A 20,723-nucleotide genomic window follows, 5' to 3' on the forward strand; every position below is an offset into this window, starting at 1 on the left:
TTCCTCCCTTCTTGTCACCGGGATCGGACGCCGACAGAAACGTTCGTTTTCATATGATTCGTCCAGACAGGCTCTTCGTCCTGCCGGTCCGGGCACGTAGGGTCCGGTGCAGCACAGAAGGCGCCCGGGGCGGGCGGGAGCTCCTCGCCCGGCCCTGATTCGGTCAAGGAGTGGCAACATGTCGATGGTCGGAGGGCTGCGCAAGATGGCGCGGCTGGCGCGGCGGGTGCGCCGGGTGGATCTGAGCCATCCGGCACGTTCCCCGCTCGGCACCACCGTCGTCAACTGCGTCGCCTACCGCGACGGCCGTCGCCTCCGTGCCGCGGACGGTATCGAGGAGTCCCTGCGGCAGGTCCGCAAGCACGGTGACGGCTTCGTCTGGGTCGGTCTGCACGAGCCGTCGGAGGAGGAGTTCGAGGGTGTGGCCGAGCTCTTCGGCCTCCACCCGCTGGCCGTGGAGGACGCCGTCCACGCCCACCAGCGGCCCAAGCTCGAGAGGTACGACGACGTCCTGTTCACGGTGTTCAAGACGGTCACGTACGTCGAGCACGAGCGGCTCACCGCCACCAGTGAGGTCGTCGACACGGGCGAGCTCATGGTCTTCACCGGCCCCGACTTCGTGGTCACCGTGCGGCACGGCCGGCACGGCTCCCTCGGGCCGCTGCGGGAGGCGCTGGAGGCCGACGTCGAGCAGCTCGCCAAGGGCCCATCCGCCGTGCTGCACGCGATCGCCGACCATGTCGTCGACGACTACCTCTCTGTCGTCGATGCCGTCCAGGCGGACATCGAGCAGGTCGAGACCGACGTGTTCGCTCCGCGCGGGGCCGAGTCCGCCGACGCCGGGCGCATTTACCAGCTCAAGCGCGAACTCCTCGAGCTGAAGCGGGCCGTGGTGCCGCTCGGCCGCCCCGTCGCGACGCTCGCCACCGAGCCCTGCCCCTCGGTCGACGCCGCGATACGGCCCTACTTCCGCGACGTCGCCGACCATCTCGCCCGCGCCGGCGAGCAGATCAGCGCCTTCGACGGACTCGTCGACTCCATCCTGCAGGCGCACCTGGCCCAGGTGACGGTGGCCCAGAACGAGGACATGCGCAAGATCACCGCGTGGGCCGCCATCATCGCCGTACCCACGATGGTCTGCGGTGTGTACGGCATGAACTTCGAGCACATGCCCGAACTGCACTGGGCCTACGGCTACCCCTTCGCCCTCGGTGTCATCGCGGTGTCCTGCTTCTTCATCCACCGCGGCTTCAAGCGCAACGGCTGGTTGTGACCGCCCCACCGGGCCGGGCTCGGTCCTCCTCGGCAGGGACGCCGGCCCCGCTCCCGCCACAGCCTCAGCCCGTATCCCTCGCACCCAGGCCCGGTCAGGCCGCCGCCTCTGCCCCGCCCTCCCCCTGCGTCCCGGTCCCGGTCCCGGTCCCGGCCTCGACCTCGGCGCCGAGTATCTGGCGGAGGCGGGCCGCGTAGGCCCGCGGGTGGCTGGTGTTGCCGTTGTGTCCGCCGGGCAGGAACCGGCACTCGCTGCCCGTCAGTTCCGCGAGCGCCTCGGCGCAGCGGTAGTCGAAGACCGTGCGGGGTGTCGTGAGCCCGGCGGCCGGAACGACCCGGGTACCGGCGGGACCGAGTGACGCGATCCGCCCGGGGTCGAGGGTGTCGTCGAGGATCGCCGCGAAGTCGTGCCGGATGAAGCGGTCGAAGTTGGCGAGGCGATCGGCGTCGAGCGGCTGGGGCGTCAGGCCCGGTTCGGCGTCCGCGCCTGACGGGTCGATGCCGACGGCGCGCGCGATCTCCGGCAGCACGGCCCGCAGCCCCTCCGTCTCGTAGAGCTTCACGAGCCCGGCCAACTCGCGCTCGTGAGCGAGGCGTTCCGCCTCCGGAAGGAGGCGCGGGGCGACCGGCTCGTGGGCGATCAGGGTGCCGATCAGACCCGGATGCCGCAGCGCCGCGTGCAGGCCGACCACGGCACCGAAGCTGCAGCCCAGCATGAGGGCGGGCTCGTCGGTGACGGCGGCCAGGATGTGCCGGACGTCGTCGGCGTGCTCGACGAGCGTCGCGGTGCGCTGCGGCTCGTCGAGACGACTGCGGGACAGGCCTCGCCGGTCGTAGGTGACGACGGTGAACGCGTCGGCGAGGTGCGGAACCAGGTCGACGGTGCGGTCGGCGTCGCCCTCGCCGCTCTGCGAGAGAAGCAGGACGGGGCCGGTCCCCTGGACCTGGTAATGCAGGACGACGCCCTGGACGTCCAGGGTCGTGGACTGCGCCGCCGCATATCGCTTCGTGGACATGGTTCCCCCTCGTTCCAGGCGGACGGACTCCCCGTCGCGCCTTCTTCACCCACCCTAACCCATCGAATTGGATATATCCAGTTGGATTCATCTCGATGGATGGATCCAATTCGATGTATGCTCCCCCTGTGAACGGAGTCCAGCTGTTTCTGCTCGGGCGCACGCTGATGAAGATCGGCGAGGACGCGCTCCCCGAGCCGCCTGCCGGCGCCGACCGGCAGTCCGGGAGCGCCCGCCTGGTGCTGATCGTCGCCAGCGACATCGCCGCGCACCCCGGCAGCGCCATCAGCGAGATCGTCGCCCGCACCGGCCTGCCGCAGAGCCAGGTGTCCGCGGCCGTCGCCCGCCTGAAGGAAGCCGGTTCGGTGGAGACCGCCCCGGACCCCGCCGACCGACGGCGCGTGCTGGTCCGGCAGGCCGGCGAGGTGTCCGACCGGGTGGCCCAGGTGCGCGCCACCGGCATCGAGTCGGCCCTCATGGCGGCGCTCGGCACGGACGCGCCGCGGCACCTGCCCGAGATCCAGGCTGCCCTCGACGTACTCGCCCGCCACTTCCTGGACCCCGGCCCGCCCAAGAGTGCCGCCCCACGGGAGACCGCCGCTTCATAGCAGGACGCGGCCCGGGGGCGCCGCCCGGGGACACCGCCTTCCGACGCCGCCCGCCGGCGCGCGAAGTGGCCCGGGTCAGCGGGGGCGCGAATGATGGTGTGCACGGAGGTGAACCCGTCATGACGGCGAACATCGTGGTGGGCCTGGACGGCACGGAGCAGGCGAACGCGGCGGCGGAGTGGGCGGCCGACGAGGCCGCCCTGCGCGGCACCCGCGTCCACCTGGTGCACGTACAGGAGCCGTCGCCGGAAGTCCTCATGCCGCTCGTGCCGCGGGAGCATCCGGAGGCCTGGGCGGAGGAACTGCTCGCGCGCACGGCCGCCGCGCTGCGCGAGCGCCGTCCCGGCCTCGCGGTCACCACGCGGCTCCTGCCCTCGCAGCCCGTGCAGAGCCTCGTCGCCGCGGCCGAGGACGCCGAACTGCTGGCCCTGGGCTCCCGCGCCATGAGCGGCGTGGGAGGCTACCTCGTCGGCTCGGTGGGCATGACCGTCGCGGGCCGGACCGAGTGTCCCGTCGTCCTCGTCCGGTCCCTCGGCACGCCCGATCCCCAGGGCCCGGTGACGGTCGGGGTCGACCTGCGGGAGCCCGTCGACGACGTCCTGGACTTCGCCTTCGCGGAGGCGGTCAGGCGGCGGACCGCGCTGGAGGCGGTGTACGCCCAGCAACTGCCCTTCTACGCCCGCATCGGCCCCTCCGTCACGCCCGACTTCCGCGTCACGACGGCCCCCGAGATCCAGCGTTCGCTCGACGACCTCCTCGCGTCGTGGCAAGGAGCCTTTCCCGACGTCAGGACCACCGGACGGGTGACGATCGGCTCGGCAGGACCGGAGCTGGTGCAGGCCGCTGAGGGCGCCGCTCTCCTGGTCGTCGGCCGGCGCAGCCGTCGTTCGACGCTCGGCTCCCATCTCGGCAGCGTGGCCCACGCGGTGCTGCACCACAGCCGCGCACCGGTCGCGCTCGTCCCCCACGACTGAGCCACGGCCGGACGGCGCGACCGGACGACCGGTCCCCCACACCGTCCCCCGCCCCCGCCTCCTCCGTACTCTCTCCTGCCTCCTCCCCCGCCCGCCGTGCACCGCCCCCTCGGGCCTCCTCCGACGGCCCGCCCCGCGTGCCGTCCCCGTGCGGGACGCGGGTCCGCCGCGCATGCTCGAAGCATGTCCCAGGTCACGACCACCGACCTGTACGAGGTCACCATGGCGCTCTCCTACCTGCGGGAGGACATGCGGGGCCCGGCCACCTTCAGCCTCGTCGTCCGCGACCTCCCGCCGGGTCGGGGGTTCCTCGTCGCCGCCGGGATCGAAGCGGCACTGGACTACCTCGGCCGCTTCCGGGTGGGCCGCTCCGACGTCCAGGACTTCGCCGCGGCCCTGCGGCGGCCCGTCGAGGACCTCGAACCGCTGCACGGCCTGTCCTTCGACGGCGAGGTCCGCGCCGTGCCCGAAGGACGGCTCGTGCTGGCCGGGGAACCGCTCCTGGAGGTCACCGCCCCGCTGCCGCAGGCGCAGCTCGTGGAGACGTACCTGCTGACGCTCCTCGGCCACCGGACGGCGGTCGCCTCCAAGGCCGCGCGCTGTGTGATCGCCGCCGCCGGGCGGCCGCTGCTCGACTTCTCGCTGCGCCGTGTCCACGGGCCCGAGGCCGGTCTGCAGGCGGCGCGCCTGGGCGCTCTCGTCGGCTTCGCCGGCACCAGCAACATCGCGGCCGCCCGCAGGTACGGCATCGCGGCCGCGGGCACGATGAGCCACTCGTACGTCGAGAGCTTCCCCTCGGAGGAGGCGGCGTTCCGGGCCTTCGCCCGCACGCATCCGGGCCCGGTGACCTTCCTCGTCGACACCTACGACACCGACCGCGGCGTCGCGACCGCCGCTCGCGTCCTCGCCGATCTCGGGCTCGGCCCGGAGTGCGCGGTCCGCCTCGACAGCGGTGACCTGGGCGCCCTCGCCCGCCGGGCGCGCACCGCTCTCGACACGGCGGGGCTCGCCGGCGTGCGGATCATCGCGAGCGGAGGTCTGGACGAGTACGAGATCGACCGGCTGGTGCGGGACGGGGCACCGATCGACGCCTACGCCGTGGGGTCGCGGGTCGGCACGGCCTCCGACGCCCCGTACCTCGACACGGCGTACGAGCTCGTCGAGTACGACGGCCGGCCCGTCATGAGGCTCTCCCCGGCGAAGGTGACGGTGCCGGGGCGCAAGCAGGTCTTCCGGGGCCCCGGGCTTCAGGATGTCGTCGGCCTGGCGAACGAGCAGCCGCCCGAGCGCACGGAGCCCCTGCTGAAAACCGTGATGCGCGGCGGGCTGCGCACGGATCCACCCGACACCCTGGCCGCCGCGCGCGCCCGTTTCGAGGCCGATCTGGCCGCCCTTCCCGAGGAGGCCCGGCGCATCGCCGACCCGGTGGCGCCGGTACCGGCCGCGTCGACGCGGCTCACGGCCCTCACGGCCGTCGTGCGGCACCGGATCGAGGCACGGACGGGAGCCGGGCGGTGGGCGCCGGAACGACCTGGCTCCTGACCTTCGTCGGAGCCGCGCTGGTCCTGTTCATCCTCCGGGACGTGTTCCACACCCTGTGGCACCCCACCCGGCACGGCGGACTGAGCAGGCTGGTCATGCGGGCCGTGTGGCGGTTCTCGGCCTTCCGCGGCACTCCCTGGCGGCCGGCCGGGCTCTCGGGTCCCATGGGCATGATGGGCGTCGTGGCCTTCTGGTCGCTGACCATGGCCGTCGGATGGGCTCTCGTCTACTGGCCGCACATGCCCGAGGACTTCTCGTACGCCTCCGGGCTCGTCCCCGCCGCGCACGCGGGCCCCCTGGACGCCCTCTACTACTCCCTGGTCACGCTCGCCACCCTCGGCCTGGGCGACATCGCGCCGACCTCGGGCTGGCTGCGGGTGCTCGCCCCCATGGAGGCCCTGATCGGCTTCGCCCTGCTGTCGGCGACCGTCGCGTGGATCCTCGGCATCTACCCGGCGCTGGCCCGCCGCCGCGCCCTCGCCCTGCGCCTGTCCCACGTGCGCCGCAGCCGGGCCGGCGCCCAGGTGATCGACTCCGCCGGGGGCGCCGCGCTCCTCGACTCCCTGGCCTCGGCCATCGCCACGATCACGGTCGACTTCCTGCAGTACGCGGAGTCCTACTACTTCTTCGACGGCGACGAGACCACGTCCCTGCCCCGGCAGCTCGGCCACGCCGCCGACCTGGCGGACCGGGCGGCCCGGGCCGCCCATCCGGACGTCCGGCTCGCCGCTGCGGTGCTGCACACGGCGCTGGAGGACCTTGCCACCGTGCTCGACGAACGCTTCCTGCGGACCGGCGGGACACCCGAGCAGGTCTTCAGCGCCTACGCCACCGACCACGGCCGCTCGCGCGAACCCGGCACACGCCCGTGAGAACCGGGGGGGCGCCTGTGACGCCCCCGCTCGCGCCGGTAAGAACCCTGCGGGCACCCGTGAGGAGCGGGGCATGCGCCCGTGAGGTCCCGGCGGGCGCTCGTGAGCGGCCGCCGGGACTCGTGAGCGGCCGACAGGGTTCGTGATCACTTGGCGAGCCCCCGTCAGGACCCGGCCGGGAAAGCGGGTCATCCTGAGAGAGGAGGGGGAGACAGGGCCGACGTCGACCGACCCGGCGAGGAAGTGAAGCCCATGGACACGCAGCCTGCCGTCTACCCGCCCGTGGTGGTGGTGACCGCCCAGCTCGACAGTCCTCTGTCCCGCTGGCTCTGGCTGGTCAAATGGATCCTGGTCATCCCGCACTGGATCGTGCTGGTCTTCCTCTGGATCGCGTTCTTCTTCGTGACCGTGATCGCCTTCTTCGCCATCCTCTTCACGGAACGCTTCCCGCGCGCCCTGTTCGACTTCAACCTCGGCGTGCTCCGCTGGTCGTGGCGCGTGTCCTTCTACGCGTACGGCGCGCTCGGCACCGACCGCTACCCGCCCTTCAGCCTCGGGGCCGAGCCCGGCTACCCGGCCCGGCTCGACATCGTCTACCCGGAGCGGCTCTCCCGGAGCCTGGTCCTGGTCAAGTGGTGGCTGCTCGCCATCCCCCAGTACCTGGTGATCGCCTTCTTCAGCGGCGGCGTGCGTGCGCACTGGCCGGGCGGCGGCCTGATCGCGCTGCTCACCCTCGTCGCGGGCTTCGCCGTCGCCTTCGCCGACCGCTATCCACGCGACCTGTTCGCCCTGATCGTCGGCCTGAACCGCTGGGTCATCCGCGTCGCGGCCTACGCCACCCTCATGACGGACGCCTACCCGCCCTTCCGTCTCGACCAGGGCGGCGAGGACCCGGCCCGGCCGGGCCCCGTCCACTGACGCCCTCACCGACGTCGCGGTGTCGGTCCCCTGCCCGGCCCGGCCACGGTGCCGCCGTCCCCCTGCTCGTCCTTCTCGGCGTGCGTCCGGTCGTCCTCCCTCGCGTTCAGCGCCGCGAAGGCGGGCGGAACGATCTCGACCGGGCACTGCGCGTGGTGGATGAGGGCGTGGGCGACGCGCCCGAGGGAGGGTCCGATGCCGAGCGGACGGCGCCCGCGGCCCATGACGACCAGGTCGGTGTGGCCGCTGGCCTCGATGAGGATGCCGGGGGTGCTGGTGCCCGTCTCCACGTGGTGCGCGACGATCAGGTCGGGGTAGACCTCGCGCACCCGGTCGGCGAGCTCCTTGGCATCGCGCACCCGCCGTCGGGCGATCACGTCGAGATCGTCCAGCATGGTCGCGATGCTCCCGACGTGGGTCAACACGTTCCACACGCTGATGAGGCGCAGCGACGCCTTGCGTGCCTGGGCCTCGGCCGCCGCGACGAGCAGCCAGTCCAGGTCCGCTGCGGTGTGCACGGCCGCCGTCACCGAGCCCGTCTCGGGGCGCTCGGCCTCCCCGCGGACGACGATCACGGGCACCTCGGCGCGGGCCGCCACCCCCAGGCCGACGGAGCCCAGCATGAGGGTGGCGAACCCGCCGAGGCCCCGGTGGCCGACGACGATCGTCCCGCGGTGCCCGGCGGCCGCCCGCAGACCGGCGATCGGTTCCCTCCGGCTGAGCTCCCTCGTGACGGTGAGGCCGGGGAAGCGCTCGTGGACCGCCTCCGCCGTGTCCGCGAGCAGGTCCCGGCCCGCTTCGCGTACCGCCTGGATCGTGCCGGCGTCGGCGAACAGGGCCCGGCGGTCGGTGTCGCCGCCGTGCACCAGGTGCAGGGACCGTCCGCGGCGGTCCGCCTCGGCGGCGGCCCACAGTGCGGCCGTCCGCGCGGAGGGAGATCCGTCGACCCCCACGGCGACGGCGCCGAGCTCCGGGCGGGCGGGGATCTCTCTGTCCATGGTTCCTCCTCGGCACTGGGAGACCGGGGGCGATGGGGCGGTTGCCCGGGAAGGGCCACCGCTCACTCCCCGCCCGAGCGAACCGCGGCCGACGGCCCCGTTCCCCGGGAGCGGTTGCCCGAGGCGCAGGCTCCGGTCGGCCCGGCCCGTTCGCAGATCGGCCGTGACGCTCCCTACAAGAGATTGTCGCCCCGATGGACCGGTGGCGGGTGGGTGTGCCGGCCGGACACCGGGCAGCACGGATCACGGCCCGCCGCGGGCGGTGGAGGGCGTCGGCGACTCAGGCGCGTGGCCCGACGCCCCCGCTCCGGGCGCCCCTGGAAGCCACGTCTGACGGACAATCCTTGTAGGGGCGGGGGAACCCACCGAGCACAGGGGTCGCCATGACCGATCTGCCCGCAGCCGAGACGCCCACGCGGGTCTTCCTCGTGGACGACCACGAGGTCGTCCGCAGGGGTCTGCGCGACCTGATCGACGACGAGCCCGACATGGAGGTGGTCGGGGAGGCGTCGACGGCGGACCAGGCTTTGGCCCGGGGGCCCGCGCTGCGGCCGGACGTCGCCGTGCTGGACGTGCGTCTGCCCGACGGGGACGGGATCGCGGTGTGCCGGGAGCTGCGCTCCCGGATGCCGGGGCTCGCGTGTCTGATGCTGACGTCGTTCGACGACGAGGACGCCCTGATCGACGCGATCATGGCGGGGGCGGCCGGGTACGTGCTCAAGCAGATCAAGGGCTCCGACCTGGTGTCGGCGGTACGGACCGTCGCCACGGGGCAGTCGATGCTCGATCCGGCCACCACCGCCCGGCTGATGCACTCGTTGCGGGAGCCCGAGCCGGCCGGGCCGCCGGAGGACGAGCGGCTCGCGGGGCTGTCCGAGCGGGAGCGCTCGGTGCTCGACCTGATCGGCGAGGGCCTCACCAACCGGCAGATCGCCAAGCGGCTCTACCTGTCGGAGAAGACGGTCAAGAACCACATCTCGCGGCTGCTCGGGAAACTGGGCGTGGAACGGCGGGTGCAGGCGGCCGTCATCGCCGCGCAGGCCCACGAGCACGAGGCCGGGGAGAGGTAGACCGCTCTCCGGGGCGTCGGACGAGGCGCGGGAGGCTCACCGGAGGGGCGGGGGACAAGCCCTGCAGCCCTGCAGCCCTCAGGAGAGACTCCCTGGTGGGGCCGGAAGGGCTCCACAGCCGGCGCAGGCTTCGCCGGGTGTCATCGGCAGTCACCATCCCCGCCCCGAGGTCGGGCGGGGACCAGCGGCAGTCAGGCGGACCCAGCGGCCGTCAGGCGGTCCCGCCGGCCGCCATGCAGTCCCAATCCCAACAGCCGCCAGACGGTCCCACCGGCCGCCAGGGGGAACCATCAGCCGCCAGGCGGGCCTCGCCGGGCATCGCGCGCGGCCCCGGCATCGGTCGCGCGCGGCCCGCCCCGCGTCCGGCCGCTCAGGCGTCCGGCCGCGCCTGGCTGCGCCCCCGGCCCCGGCCCCGAGTCCACCGCCCGTCGTGGGCATCTCGCCGCACACACACGGAGCTCACCGCGGGTCCGGCGGGAGCGGGACGCGCCATTCGAGCAGCGTGCCGCCCGGCGTTTCCGGCCGGTCGGGAGCCCCTGCCCCGCCCCGCGCTCCGGGACGGGCGCGGACCGACAGGTCGCCGTCGAGGCGTCGGGCCCGTTCGGCCAGATTGCGCAGGCCGCTGTGGGGCACGCCCGCCGGGATGCCGACGCCGTCGTCGCTCACCGTCACCGCCAGGGCGCCGTCCTCGACGACGACCGCCACCTCCACGTGGCGGGCCCGGGCATGGCGGGCCACGTTGGTGAGGGCCTCGCCGAGGACCGCGACGACCTCGTCGGCCACCTCGGCCGGCACATCCGTGTCGAGCAGGCCTTCCATGCGCAGGGCGGGGGCGAAGCCGAGCATCGAGGCCGCCTGGTCCGCCGCCTTGACGATGCGGTTCCTGAGTTTGGGTGCCGCTCCGGAGGACTCGTGTTCCCGGAGGCCGAAGATGCTCGACCTGATGATCTTGATGGTGGCGTCGAGGTCGTCGATCGCCCGGGTCAGCCGTTCCGACGCTTCCGGGTGGTCGACGAAGCGGCGGGCGCTCTGCAGGGTGATGCCGGTGGCGAACAGCCGTTGGATGGCCAGGTCGTGCAGGTCACGGGCGATCCGGTCGCGGTCCTCCAGGAGGCTCACCTGCTCGGCGTCGCGACGCCGGTCGGCCAGTTCGAGAGCCAGGGCCGCCTGGCCGGCGAATCCCGGGAGGGCGGTGATCTCGGCTCCCGCGAAGGGTGGCCGCCCCCGGCGGCGGGCGAGGATCAGGACGCCGCTCAGCCGCTCCTTGGTGCCGACCGTGACCGCCACGGCCGGTCCGAAGCCCTTCCACCGCTCGGCCTGGACGGTGACCCGCTGATCGTGCTCGACGTCCGCCACCGAGACCGGTCCGTCCTGGCCGAGGGCGGCCGCGGCAAGGGTTCCCGCGATGCTCGACAGGACCACTCCCTGGTGGGCGTCGGCCCCGTCGCCGCGGGCCAGCGAGCCGCGGAGCTCGCCGCCCGGACCGACCAGGTAGAAGACGCCCATGTCGGCACCGGCGATGTCCACGGACTGTTCGAGCATCCCGTCGAGGACCTCGGACTCCGCCGCGCCGGAGAGGAGGGCGCGGGTGAAGTCGTAGCTCGCGGCCAGCCAGCGCTGGCGAAGCCGCCCCTCCTCGTACAGCCGGGCGTTCTCGATGGCGATGCCGGCCGCGATGGCGAGGGTCGTCACCACGGCTTCGTCCTCGGCCTCGAAGTCGGCTCCGCCGCGCTTCTCGGTGAGGTAGAGATTGCCGAACACCTCGTCGTGGACGCGGATCGGCACGCCGAGGAACGAGTGCATCGGCGGGTGGTGCGGCGGGAAACCGTACGAGGAGGGGTGCTCCGACAGCTCGGTGAGGCGCAAGGGGTGCGGGTTGCGGATCAGCTCCCCCAGGATGCCGTGGCCCGAGGGCAGGTCCCCGATCCGGCCCCGCAGTTCGTCGTCGATCCCCACGGAGACGAACTCGGAGAGCGTCCTGTCGTCGCCGATGACGCCCAGGGCCCCGTACTCGGCGTCCACCAGGGTGACGGCGGCCTCCACGATCCCCCGCAACACCTGCGGCAGGTCGAGTTCCCGGCCGACCGCCATGACGGCTTCCAGGAGCCCGTTGAGCCGGTCCCTCGTGCCCCGGACCTCGTCCATGCGCGCCTGGAGCTCGTCCAGCAGCTCGTCCAGCCGCAGCCGCGGAGGCCGCGGGTCCGCCGCCCCGGAGTCCTCCGCCGCCGTGGACTCCATCCGGCCCGCAGGCTCCTCCTGATGCTCCCGGCCCGCCGGGTCCTCCTGGTGGTCCTGCGGATACTCCCGGTCCACCCGGCCCGTCCCGTCCGCCGGACCGTCCCGGTCCACCAGCCGGTCGTCCAGCCCGTCCCGGTCCTCCCCGGCCATCGCATCCTCCGCCGACTGTCCAGGCCGGCCGCCGCCGGATCCCGCCGTGATGTCGGGGCGCGGACCTTGCCGTCACGTCGGGCGCGCGGACGGCACCCGCCACGCCCGCTTTCACGGTAGTCCGGATGCCTGCGCCGTACCCGCCGAGCCACTCCGCCGGGGACCGCCGCCGCTCGCGTGCGCCGGATCAGGACGTGTCGCCGTGGCCGGCTCCGTGCCGGGGAACGAGCTCCACCGGGCAGTGGGCGTGCTGGAGCAGCCCGAGGGTGGTCCTGCCGAGGGTCGGGCCGAGGTATCCGGGGGCGCGCCGTCCGCCGGTGACCAGGAGGTCGGCGTGGCGCGACGCCCGGACGAGCGCACCGGCGACGCTGTGGTCCTTCTCGCCGTCGGCGTCCAGGGCGAGCTCCGGAAACTCCTCCCGGATGCGCTCGGTGACCTCGGACAGCGCGTGCACGTGCGCGCGGGCGGCCTCGTCGGGTCCGCCCGGCAGCAGCGCGCGGACCCTGCCGGCCGGCAGGGTCCCCCACACGTGCAGGAGCCGCAGGGGCACCTTGCGCAGCAGTGCCTCGCGCGCCGCGGCGCGGGCGCAGCCCAGGTCGCCGGCGTCCCGGACGGCCGCGAGCACGGCGCCGGACTCGGCGGGCTCCGCGGCCTCGCGTACGACGACGACCGGCGTGGTGGCACCGGCCGCGAGTTCGAGACCGACCGATCCGAGCAGCAGCGAGGAGAAGCCGCCGAGCCCCCGGTGGCCGACGACGATCGTTCCGCTGAGGGCGGCGGCGTCGCGCAGGGCGCGGGGGGCCGTCTGGGTGCCGAGTTCGGTGACGACGGTGAGTTCCGGGTGGATGGCCGCGACGGTCCCGGCCGCCGTGTCCAGCAGCTCGCGGGCGGCCCGCCGTATCCGCGCGCCCTCCGCATCGGACAGGTACAGGCTGTCGGTGTCCGTGGCGTGGACGACGCAGAGGCCGCTGCCCCGCAGCGCGGCCTCCCGCGCGGCCCACAGCAGGGCCGCCCGAGCGGACGGTGAGCCGTCCACGCCGACGACGACCCTGCCGAGGCCGGGACGATCCGTGGATCCGTCCATGACTCCTCCTCACGGGTGCCCGGGACTCCTCCGGTCCGGGTTCCCCCCGCTTCTGCCACCGTGGCATCCGGCGGCGGCCGTGCCGCAGGGCCGCAGAGGCCAAGGGCGGGCCCTGTCGGTCCGTGCGGTGGGGACCGTTCGGCCCTCCCGGGCCGTGGGCGGGCGTTGGACGGTGGTGGGACGGAAGCAGGGTCACGGTCACGACGGGCGAGGAGGAGGCGTGGCGATGAAGCACCTGAGGGTCGCCGACCTGATGACCGACGAAGTCGTCTCCGCCGTCCCCGCGACGGGGTTCAGGGAGGTCGCGAAGCTGCTCGCCGAGCACGACATCAGCGGACTGCCCGTCGTCGACGAGAACGATCACGTGGTCGGAGTGGTCTCGGAGAGCGATCTCCTGGCCCGCCGCACACGGACCGCCCAGGACCTGATGTCCGCCCCCGCCGTGACCGTCCACGCCGAGGAGACCGCCGGGGACACGGCGCGGTTGATGGTCCGCCGGGGCGTGGAGCGCCTGCCGGTCGTGGACGAGGAGGAGCGCCTGGTGGGGATCGTGACCCGGCGCGATCTGCTGCGCGTCTTCCTCCGCCCGGACGCGGAGATTCGCAGACGCATCTGCGAGGAGATCGTGGCCGATGCCCTGGGCATGCCCGGGGACGCGGTGGAGGTGCACGTCCTGGACGGGGTGGTGACGGTCGAGGGGCGGGTCCGGCGTCGCAGCCGGGCCAGGATGCTCGTCGGCCTCGCCGCCCGCGTGGACGGGGTCGTCGCCGTCGTCGACCGGCTGTCGTTCCAGGAGGACGACACCCGCCCCACCCTTCCCGCCCGCACCGCTCACGCGCCCCTGTGGTGACCCCCTCGGTCACGACCCGGCAGAGAGGAGGCACCATGTCCGGCACCGCTCCCACCCGCACGCTGGTGACGTCGCTGATCGGGGACGCCGTCACCGCACCGTCGATGCACAACGCGCAGCCGTGGAGGTTCGTGCACCGGGCGGCCACCGGAACCGTCGAGCTGTACGGCGACCCCGGGCGGGACCTGCCGCACGAGGACCCGGACCACCGCGCACTCCATCTCGGCTGCGGGGCCGCCCTGTTCGGGCTTCGGGTGGCCGCCGCGCACCGGGGGCGGCACGCCGCCGTCCGGCTGCTGCCCGATCCCGGCGATCCCTGGCACCTGAGCGACGTCCGGCTTCCCCCGGCCGTCGGAACGTACGACGACGAGCTGGCGGTGCTGCACCCGGCGCTCCGCGAGCGGCACACCAGCCGGTTCCCGTTCACCGATGAGCCGGTCCCCGCCGAGATCCTCGACGGGCTGCGGTCCGCCGCGTTCCTGGAGGGCTGCCGGCTGGTGGTGCCCGGGGCCTGGCACGCGGACACGGTGCTGGACCTGGTGCACGACTCGGAGCGGCTCGAATCCGCCGACGCGTCCGTGCGGAAGGAGATCGGTGCCTGGATCCGGACCGGGGCGGCCGACGAGGGCCCCGGGACCGAGGGGATCCCCGCGTACGCCTTCGGGCCGCGCCAGTACGACGTCACCGCCCCGGTCCGGGACTTCGGCGCCCACCGCGCGGTCTCCGGCCGGGCCTCGGCCCGCTTCGAGAGGAGCCCGCAGATCGTGCTGCTCGGCACGGTCGGGGACACGCCGACGGAGTGGCTGAAGGCGGGCCAGGCACTGCAGCGGGTCCTGCTCCGTGCGACCCTCGACGGGCTCTCCACCTCGCTGATCTCCCAGCCGCTGGAGTGGCCGGAGCTCCGCTCCGTGGCCCGGGACCCGGGGTCCACGACGGGGTACGTGCACATGGTGATCCGTCTGGGCTACGGGCCCCGCGGCCGCGCGACGCCCCGCCGGCCCGTCCCCGAGGTGCTCACCTTCGCCTGACCCCGGCGCACCGCGGGCCCGGCCTCGGTGCACCGCGCCGCGAGGGCGGTGGGCGGAGGCCCGCGGCCACGGGCCCGGGGACCCCCGGCGGTCCGTGAGAGCTGTGGGCACCGGATCCCTGCACCGCCGGATCCCGGCACAGGGCCCCGGTGCGGGGGCCGTGGCGGCTCACCGCGGGAACCAGCGCTCCCGCCCCGGTGCGACGGTGTACGTCCGCTCCCCCGCGAGGACCACGGTGAGCGGGGCGGGGGACCCGGGCGAGGCGGGGACGCGGACGGCGAGCCGCCCGGGCAGCACCCGCACCCGCACTCCCCGGTGGTCGCCGAAGCACAGGGTGAAGGCGAAGCGCGGGATCCCGGCCAGCGGCACCGGGGCCACCCGGAGCCCCGCCGGTCCGGCCTCCAGGCCGGTGATGCCGCGTTCGACGAGGTCGATCGTGCCGGCCATGGCGCCGAGGTGGATGCCCTCGCCGGTCGTGCCGCCCTGGATGTCGGCCACGTCGGCGAGCAGCGCCTCCTCGCAGTAACGCCAGGCGTCGGCGCCCTTCTGGCGGGCGAGCACCCAGCCGTGGACGAGGCTGCTGAGCGTGGAGCCGTGGCTGGTGCGCCGCAGGTGGTGGGCGACGGTGGCGCGCCAGACCTCGTCGTCGAGGCGGTAGCCGAGCCGCGCGAACAGGCCGTAGAGCTCGTCGGGCCGGAAGAGGTAGCCGAGCATCAGGGTGTCGGCCTGTTTCGACGCCTGGTAGCGGTTGACCGTGTCGCCCTCGGCCTCGAGGATCCGGTCGAGGCGGCGGATGTCGCCGTACCGGCCGCGGTACCCCTCCCAGTCGAGTTCCGCCAGTTCGCCGTAGCCCTCGAACTGGCTCACCACACCCCGGTGGAAGGGCACGTACAGACGGCGGGAGACGTCGTCCCAGCGGGCGAGTTCGGCGTCGTCGAGCGACAGCTGTTCCCGCAGCTCCGCCCGCCGGGCGTCCGGGAGTTCGGCGAGCAGGTCGAGACCGCGGGCGAGCACCCAGGCCGCGGTGGCGTTCGTGTAGGCGTTGTCGTCGATGCCCGGGGTCGCGGCGCCGGGATAGGCGTCGTGGTATTCGTCCGGACCGACGACCCCGCGGATCCGGTAGCGCCCGGGCTGCGGGTCGTAACGGGCGGTCCCGGACCAGAAGCGGGCGACCTCCAGGAGTGTCTCGGCCCCCTCGGCGTGCAGGAAGCCGCGGTCGCCGGTGGTCTGCGCGTACCGCCACACGTTGTACGCGACGGCCGAGCCCACGTGGCACTGGAGCCGGGAGTGGTCGGGCAGCCAGCGCCCGGAGCGCGGGTTGAGGTGCATCTGCTGGGTCTCCTCGCGGCCCGAACTCGCGCTCTGCCAGGGGTACCTGGCTCCGACGCCGCCGCCCGCGCGGGCGATGGCACGGGCCGCGGGGAGGCGGCGGTGCCGGTACAGGAGCAGCGAGCGGGCCACTTCGGGGAAGTGGAGGTCGAGGTACGGGAGCACGAACAGCTCGTCCCAGAAGACGTGCCCGCGGTACGCCTCACCGTGCAGGCCACGGGCGGGGACGCCCACGTCGAGTTCCGCGGTGTGCGGGGAGAGCGTCTGCAGCAGGTGGAAGAGGTGCAGCCGCAGAATGCGTCCCGCCTCACCGGGGACGTCCAACCGGCCCTGTTCCCAGAGGCGTTGCCAGGTCGCGACGTGGGCGGACAGGAGCCGGTCGAAGGCCGGGGCCCGCGAGGCGGCCTCGCACGCCGTGGCGAGCGGGTCGGCGGCGGGGCGGTCCGCCGAGGTGTGCAGGGCCAGGGTCTTCACGACGGTCGCCGAGCGGCGGCGGCCCATGGGGAGGCGGTAGGTCTGGACGGTGCCGGTCCGGGTGGCGGTTTCGAGCGCCGGGCGCGCGGGCCGGGTGGCGGTCCGGACGGCCAGGCAGATCCGGCGGCCGGGGTCGGCCGTACGGCAGGTCAGGCGGGCGACGCCGCCGGGTTCGAACCCGCTCCGGTGGTCGACGAGGTGGCGCCCCTCCAGGTTCCGGTAGCGCTCGACCCCGGCGTTGGTGACCGCCCCGTCGAGGACGGACCGCACCTCGACGGCCCCGCTCCAGCCGTAGGCGCGGAACAGGGTGCGCTGGGCCGCGAGCCGGGCGTCCCCCATGTGCACGATCCGGGTGTGGACGACGCGCAGTCCGCGGCCGTGGGCGTCCTGGTAGTAGAGGCTCCGGATGAGCACACCCCCGCGCAGGTCGAGCCGCACGTCGTAGTGGCGCAGGTCCGGCGCGTCGGGGGTGAGCCAGGCGCCGGGCGGTCCGTCGTCGGGGAGGCAGCGGTAGCGCAGCAGCGTCCAGTCGGGCAGGTTGACCAGGTCCTCGTTCTCGACCCGCGCTCCGGAGACCACCGAGGCGAGGCGGTCGTAGCAGCCTGCCAGGTAGGTGCCCGGGTAGTGGGTGGAGTCGGCCGCGCACTCGGGGGCGGAGCCCCGGGTGGCGAAGCGGCCGTTGCCGAGCGTGCACAGTGCCTCGACCAGGCGTTCGCGCTGCGGTTCGTAGCGGTCGTAGCCCCAGGTCCAGACGTCGCTCACCGGTGCTCACCCCAGAGGTTCCTCACCAGCGTCGTGAGGTCGGGGACGACGAGGTCGGCGCCGTGCTCCCGGAGTGCGGCGGTGCCGTGCGCGTCCGGGGTGCGGTCGACGCCGACGACGGTGCCGAAACCGCCGCGGCGCCCGGCGAGGACCCCGGCGAGGGCGTCCTCGACCACCGCGGTGGCGCCGGGGCGGGCGCCGAGGAGCCCGGCCGCGTGAAGGAAGAGCGCGGGGTCCGGCTTGCCGGCCAGGCCGAGCCGGGCGGCGTCCTCGCCGTCCACGACGGCGCAGAGGAAGGGGGTGAGCCCGGCGGAGCGGAGCAGCGCCCGGGCGTGCCGGGACGCGGACACGGCGGCGCAGGGGACCCGGAGTTCGCGCAGGGTGCCGAGCGCCACCGCGGCGTCGGCGAAGGGAAGGACCGGCCGGGCGGCGAGGGCGTCCCGGAAGGCGGCCTCCTTGCGCGCCGCGACGGCCCAGACGCTGCCGCATCCGGGCGGGTCGCCCGGCGTGCCCACGGGGAGGCGGAGGCCGCGGGCGGTCAGGAACGCCGCGGCACCGTCGTAGCGCGACCTCCCGTCGACGTAGCGGCGGTAGTCGGCGTCGGGGTCGAAGGGCGCCGACCCGCCCGGGCTGAGGCAGGCGTCGAACGCGGCCTTCCACGCCGCCGCGTGCACGGCGGCGGAGTCCAGCAGCACGCCGTCGGTGTCGAGGACGACACCCCGGGGCGGCGGGGAGTTCCGGGGTCCCGCGCGCGATCCGGTCATCCGGGCTCCTGTGCCGCGAGGGCCGTGTGCTGCGGGCCGCCGAGCGCGACCTTCAGTGCGCCGGTGTCGGCCGCGCGGCCGAACACGTCGTACGCCTCCTCCATCTGCGCGAGCTCGAAGCGGTGGGTGACCAGCTCCGCCGCAGGCAGCCGGCCGGCCGCCATCATGCGGAGCAGCATGGGGGTGGAGGAGGTGTCCACCAGGCCGGTGGTGATCGTGACGTCCTTGATCCACAGGTCTTCCAGGTGCAGGACCGCGGGCTTGCCGTGGACGCCGATGTTGGCGACCCTGCCACCGGGCCGGACCATGCGCGTGCACATCTCGAAGGCCTCGGGCACGCCGACCGCCTCCATGACGACATCGGCGCCCATGCCCTCCGTCAGGTCCTCGACGAGCTGCTCCGGTCCCTCGCCGACGGTGGCGGTGGCGTCGGCGCCGAGCGTGCGGGCGGCGGCGAGCCGGGACTCGGCCAGGTCGACGACGATGGTCCGGCCCGGACTGTAGAGGCGTGCCGTGGCGACGGCGGCGAGGCCGACGGGGCCGGCGCCGACCACGACGACCGTGTCGGCCGGCCGCACCCCGCCGTTCAGGACGCCGACCTCGTAGGCGGTGGGGAAGATGTCCGCGAGGAGGACGGCGTCGAAGCTGTCCACGGAGCTCGGGAGCGGGTGCACGGACAGATCGGCGAACGGCACCCGGACGTACTCCGCCTGCGTGCCGTCGATCGTGTGGCCGAGGACCCAGCCCCCGCCGCCGCGGCACTGGCCGTAGCGGCCCTCGCGGCAGAAGCGGCAGCGGCCGCAGGCCGAGATGCAGGAGATCAGCACCCGGTCCCCGGGCCGTACGGTACGGACGTCCCGGCCGGTCTCGACCACCGTGCCCACGGCCTCGTGTCCGAGCACCCGGCCCGGCGTCACCTCCGGCACGTCGCCCTTGAGGATGTGCAGATCGGTCCCGCAGATCGTGACGACGTCGACGCGCACGATCGCGTCGCCGGGGTCCTCGACGCCGGGGTCGGGCACGTCCCGCCAGGCGACGGGCCCCGGTCCCTGGAAGACGGCTGCCTTCATGGCGCCCACCCACTTTCCCTCGGTGCGTTCGGGTGTCCTCCACGATCAGACTCGGCCGCCGCGCGGCGGCGGCGCATGTGCCGGTCGGTCCACAGGGCGGGGCCGACCGGCCCTGCGGCCCGGTCGGTGGACCGCGGTCTCTTCCAGGGTTTCGCGGACCCGCGGCACCGCAACCGGGAACGGCTCGGCCGGAGCAGGGCCGAATGGGCCTGGGTGCAGAAGGCCGACCGGCCCGCCGGCCACGGGGGCCCGGTAAGACGGCCCTCGGGCACACGGACGAGGAGCTGCCGGGGCGCGCCCCCGCCCGCCGGGACGGCGAGGTCCGACGACAGGAACGCGCCCTGCGCCGAGGGCGGCCGCGAGCGCCGCAGGGACGAGAACGAGCGCGGGGGTGCGTTCGGCGAGCAGGCGGCGACCGGCCGTCCCCGTCAGAGGAAGGCCGCGGACACCCGGACGGTGTGCACGGGGCGCCGGGGAGGCCCGTTCATCCAGTGCGCGGGGAACGGAGGGGCGACGGGGCGTGCCGGCAGCTCGGCCTCGTCGGGGGCGTTCCGCCGGGTCGGCCGGATCCGCAGCTGGGCCTGCGGTGGTGTCCGGGGCGGCGTCTGCGGCGTCGACCGTGGCGGTGACTTCGGCTGCTGCTGCAATCGCCGGGCGCCGTGGCCGCGGGTCTTCCTGGGCATGGTCACTTCCTCGGGTCGCCGTCGAGGACTCGTTCACGGTACGGCACTCAGGCGTCGGGCGCGTGGGCGCCCGCGAAGACCTGCGGGACGATCTCGACGGGGCAGTGCGCGTGATGGATCAGGGCGTGCGCCACGCGCCCCAGGGACGGTCCGATGCCGAGCGGGCGTCCGCCGCGGCCCGTCACGAGCAGGTCGGTGCGGGCGCTCGCCTCGATCAGGAGGCCGGGGGCGCTGGTGCCGGTCTCCACGTGGTGGCCGACGACGAGGCCGGGAAAGCTCTCGCGCACCCGGTCGGCGAGCTCCTTCGTCTCGTGCACGCGCTGCCGGGCGATGCCGTCGAGATCGTCGAGCATGGTGGCCACGCTGCCGACGTGGCCGAGGACGTTCCAGACGTTCACCAGCCGGAGCGCGGCCTTGCGCGCGTCCGCCTCGGCGGCGGCGAGGAGCAGCCAGCCGAGGTCGGCGGTGTCCTGCACGGCCGCCGTGACGGAGCCGGTGCCGGGGCGTTCGGCCTCGCCCCGTACGACGATCACCGGCACCTCGGCGCGGGCCGCCACGCCGAGGGCGACGGAGCCGAGCAGGAGACCGGCGAAGCCGCCGAGGCCCCGGTGACCGACGACGATCGTGCCGCCGTGCCCGGCGGCCGCCCGCAGACCCGCCACCGGCTCCCGGCTCCCGAGCTCCCTGGTCACGGGGAGTCCGGGGAAGGCCTCGTGGACCGTCTCCGCCGTCTCCGCGAGCAGATCGCGGCCGGCCTCGCGCACCGCCCGCAGGGTGTCGGCGCCGGCGGAGACGGCGCGGCGGTCGGTGTCTGCGGCGTGGACGAGGTGCAGCGGGCGGTCCCTGCGGTCCGCCTCCGCGGCGGCCCACAGCGCGGCCGTCCGCGCGGTGGGCGACCCGTCGATCCCCACGACGACGTGGCCGAGCTCAGGCCGGGCGGCGCTGTGGCCGTCGCTGTCGCTCTGCATGACACCTCCTCGGCCGTGTGCCCCGGCGGAACACCTCTCGGGGGCGCATCACG

At 74.4% G+C, this 20,723-nt stretch carries 18 protein-coding genes; 9 read left to right on the forward strand and 9 right to left on the reverse strand.

Going from position 1 to position 20,723, the window contains the following annotated elements; genetic code table 11:
• The first annotated feature begins 178 nt into the window (after window positions 1-178).
• The gene (locus tag ACGF1Z_RS13335) at window positions 179-1,273 is read left to right on the forward strand and encodes a magnesium and cobalt transport protein CorA (RefSeq protein ID WP_393003192.1); all 1,095 of its coding nucleotides are present in this window, start codon (window positions 179-181) and stop codon (window positions 1,271-1,273) included.
• Window positions 1,274-1,367: 94 nt separating this feature from the next.
• Here the strand turns inward: ACGF1Z_RS13335 and ACGF1Z_RS13340 are convergent, their stop codons facing one another.
• The gene (locus ACGF1Z_RS13340; RefSeq protein WP_393003194.1) at window positions 1,368-2,288 is read right to left on the reverse strand and encodes an alpha/beta fold hydrolase; all 921 of its coding nucleotides are present in this window, start codon (window positions 2,286-2,288) and stop codon (window positions 1,368-1,370) included.
• A gap of 128 nt (window positions 2,289-2,416) precedes the next feature.
• On the opposite strand from ACGF1Z_RS13340, the gene ACGF1Z_RS13345 reads away from it, so the two are divergent.
• From ACGF1Z_RS13345 to ACGF1Z_RS13365, 5 genes are all read left to right on the forward strand, one after another.
• Window positions 2,417-2,896 (forward strand): MarR family transcriptional regulator, encoded by a 480-nt coding sequence (locus tag ACGF1Z_RS13345; protein WP_393003196.1) that lies wholly within the window; start codon window positions 2,417-2,419, stop codon window positions 2,894-2,896.
• A gap of 119 nt (window positions 2,897-3,015) precedes the next feature.
• The gene (locus tag ACGF1Z_RS13350; protein ID WP_393003198.1) at window positions 3,016-3,870 is read left to right on the forward strand and encodes a universal stress protein; all 855 of its coding nucleotides are present in this window, start codon (window positions 3,016-3,018) and stop codon (window positions 3,868-3,870) included.
• Window positions 3,871-4,053: 183 nt separating this feature from the next.
• Window positions 4,054-5,412 carry a nicotinate phosphoribosyltransferase gene (locus ACGF1Z_RS13355; RefSeq protein WP_393003200.1) on the forward strand — a complete coding sequence of 453 codons (1,359 nt, stop codon included), beginning with the start codon at window positions 4,054-4,056 and terminating at the stop codon, window positions 5,410-5,412.
• Window positions 5,385-6,284, forward strand: a complete 900-nt coding sequence (locus tag ACGF1Z_RS13360; protein ID WP_393003202.1) for a potassium channel family protein — start codon at window positions 5,385-5,387, stop codon at window positions 6,282-6,284. Before ACGF1Z_RS13355 ends, ACGF1Z_RS13360 begins: the two co-directional genes overlap by 28 nt.
• A gap of 252 nt (window positions 6,285-6,536) precedes the next feature.
• On the forward strand, window positions 6,537-7,202 hold the full coding sequence (locus ACGF1Z_RS13365) for a DUF4389 domain-containing protein (protein ID WP_393003204.1): 666 nt from the start codon (window positions 6,537-6,539) through the stop codon (window positions 7,200-7,202).
• A gap of 5 nt (window positions 7,203-7,207) precedes the next feature.
• Here ACGF1Z_RS13365 and ACGF1Z_RS13370 read toward each other — a convergent pair whose 3' ends face one another.
• Entirely contained in the window at window positions 7,208-8,200 is a 993-nt protein-coding gene (locus ACGF1Z_RS13370; RefSeq protein ID WP_393003206.1) for a universal stress protein, read from the reverse strand.
• Between the two features lie 383 nt (window positions 8,201-8,583).
• Here ACGF1Z_RS13370 and ACGF1Z_RS13375 point away from each other — a divergent pair, with 383 nt between their 5' ends.
• Window positions 8,584-9,270 (forward strand): response regulator, encoded by a 687-nt coding sequence (locus ACGF1Z_RS13375; RefSeq protein ID WP_393003208.1) that lies wholly within the window; start codon window positions 8,584-8,586, stop codon window positions 9,268-9,270.
• Window positions 9,271-9,729: 459 nt separating this feature from the next.
• On the opposite strand, the gene ACGF1Z_RS13380 is transcribed toward ACGF1Z_RS13375, so the two are convergent.
• Together ACGF1Z_RS13380 and ACGF1Z_RS13385 are read right to left on the reverse strand one after the other, a co-directional pair.
• Entirely contained in the window at window positions 9,730-11,508 is a 1,779-nt protein-coding gene (locus ACGF1Z_RS13380) for a GAF domain-containing protein (protein ID WP_393004165.1), read from the reverse strand.
• Window positions 11,509-11,845: 337 nt separating this feature from the next.
• On the reverse strand, window positions 11,846-12,742 hold the full coding sequence (locus ACGF1Z_RS13385) for a universal stress protein (protein ID WP_393003210.1): 897 nt from the start codon (window positions 12,740-12,742) through the stop codon (window positions 11,846-11,848).
• A 226-nt stretch (window positions 12,743-12,968) separates the two neighbouring features.
• Between ACGF1Z_RS13385 and ACGF1Z_RS13390 the strand changes: the two genes are divergently transcribed.
• Together ACGF1Z_RS13390 and ACGF1Z_RS13395 are read left to right on the forward strand one after the other, a co-directional pair.
• The gene (locus tag ACGF1Z_RS13390; RefSeq protein ID WP_393003212.1) at window positions 12,969-13,592 is read left to right on the forward strand and encodes a CBS domain-containing protein; all 624 of its coding nucleotides are present in this window, start codon (window positions 12,969-12,971) and stop codon (window positions 13,590-13,592) included.
• A 35-nt stretch (window positions 13,593-13,627) separates the two neighbouring features.
• The gene (locus ACGF1Z_RS13395) at window positions 13,628-14,620 is read left to right on the forward strand and encodes an Acg family FMN-binding oxidoreductase (RefSeq protein ID WP_393003214.1); all 993 of its coding nucleotides are present in this window, start codon (window positions 13,628-13,630) and stop codon (window positions 14,618-14,620) included.
• A 168-nt stretch (window positions 14,621-14,788) separates the two neighbouring features.
• Here the strand turns inward: ACGF1Z_RS13395 and ACGF1Z_RS13400 are convergent, their stop codons facing one another.
• The 5 genes from ACGF1Z_RS13400 to ACGF1Z_RS13420 form a co-directional block, all read right to left on the reverse strand.
• Window positions 14,789-17,185, reverse strand: a complete 2,397-nt coding sequence (locus ACGF1Z_RS13400; RefSeq protein ID WP_393003216.1) for a glycoside hydrolase family 65 protein — start codon at window positions 17,183-17,185, stop codon at window positions 14,789-14,791.
• On the reverse strand, window positions 17,182-17,949 hold the full coding sequence (locus tag ACGF1Z_RS13405; RefSeq protein WP_393003218.1) for an HAD family hydrolase: 768 nt from the start codon (window positions 17,947-17,949) through the stop codon (window positions 17,182-17,184). Before ACGF1Z_RS13405 ends, ACGF1Z_RS13400 begins: the two co-directional genes overlap by 4 nt.
• Window positions 17,946-19,019, reverse strand: a complete 1,074-nt coding sequence (locus ACGF1Z_RS13410; protein WP_393004167.1) for an alcohol dehydrogenase catalytic domain-containing protein — start codon at window positions 19,017-19,019, stop codon at window positions 17,946-17,948. Before ACGF1Z_RS13410 ends, ACGF1Z_RS13405 begins: the two co-directional genes overlap by 4 nt.
• Window positions 19,020-19,447: 428 nt before the next feature.
• The gene (locus tag ACGF1Z_RS13415; RefSeq protein ID WP_393003220.1) at window positions 19,448-19,702 is read right to left on the reverse strand and encodes a hypothetical protein; all 255 of its coding nucleotides are present in this window, start codon (window positions 19,700-19,702) and stop codon (window positions 19,448-19,450) included.
• A 47-nt stretch (window positions 19,703-19,749) separates the two neighbouring features.
• The gene (locus tag ACGF1Z_RS13420; RefSeq protein WP_393003222.1) at window positions 19,750-20,670 is read right to left on the reverse strand and encodes a universal stress protein; all 921 of its coding nucleotides are present in this window, start codon (window positions 20,668-20,670) and stop codon (window positions 19,750-19,752) included.
• Window positions 20,671-20,723: the final 53 nt, after the last annotated feature.

Source organism: Streptomyces sp. NPDC048018 (assembly GCF_043202995.1).
Classification (GTDB): Bacteria; Actinomycetota; Actinomycetes; order Streptomycetales; family Streptomycetaceae; genus Streptomyces.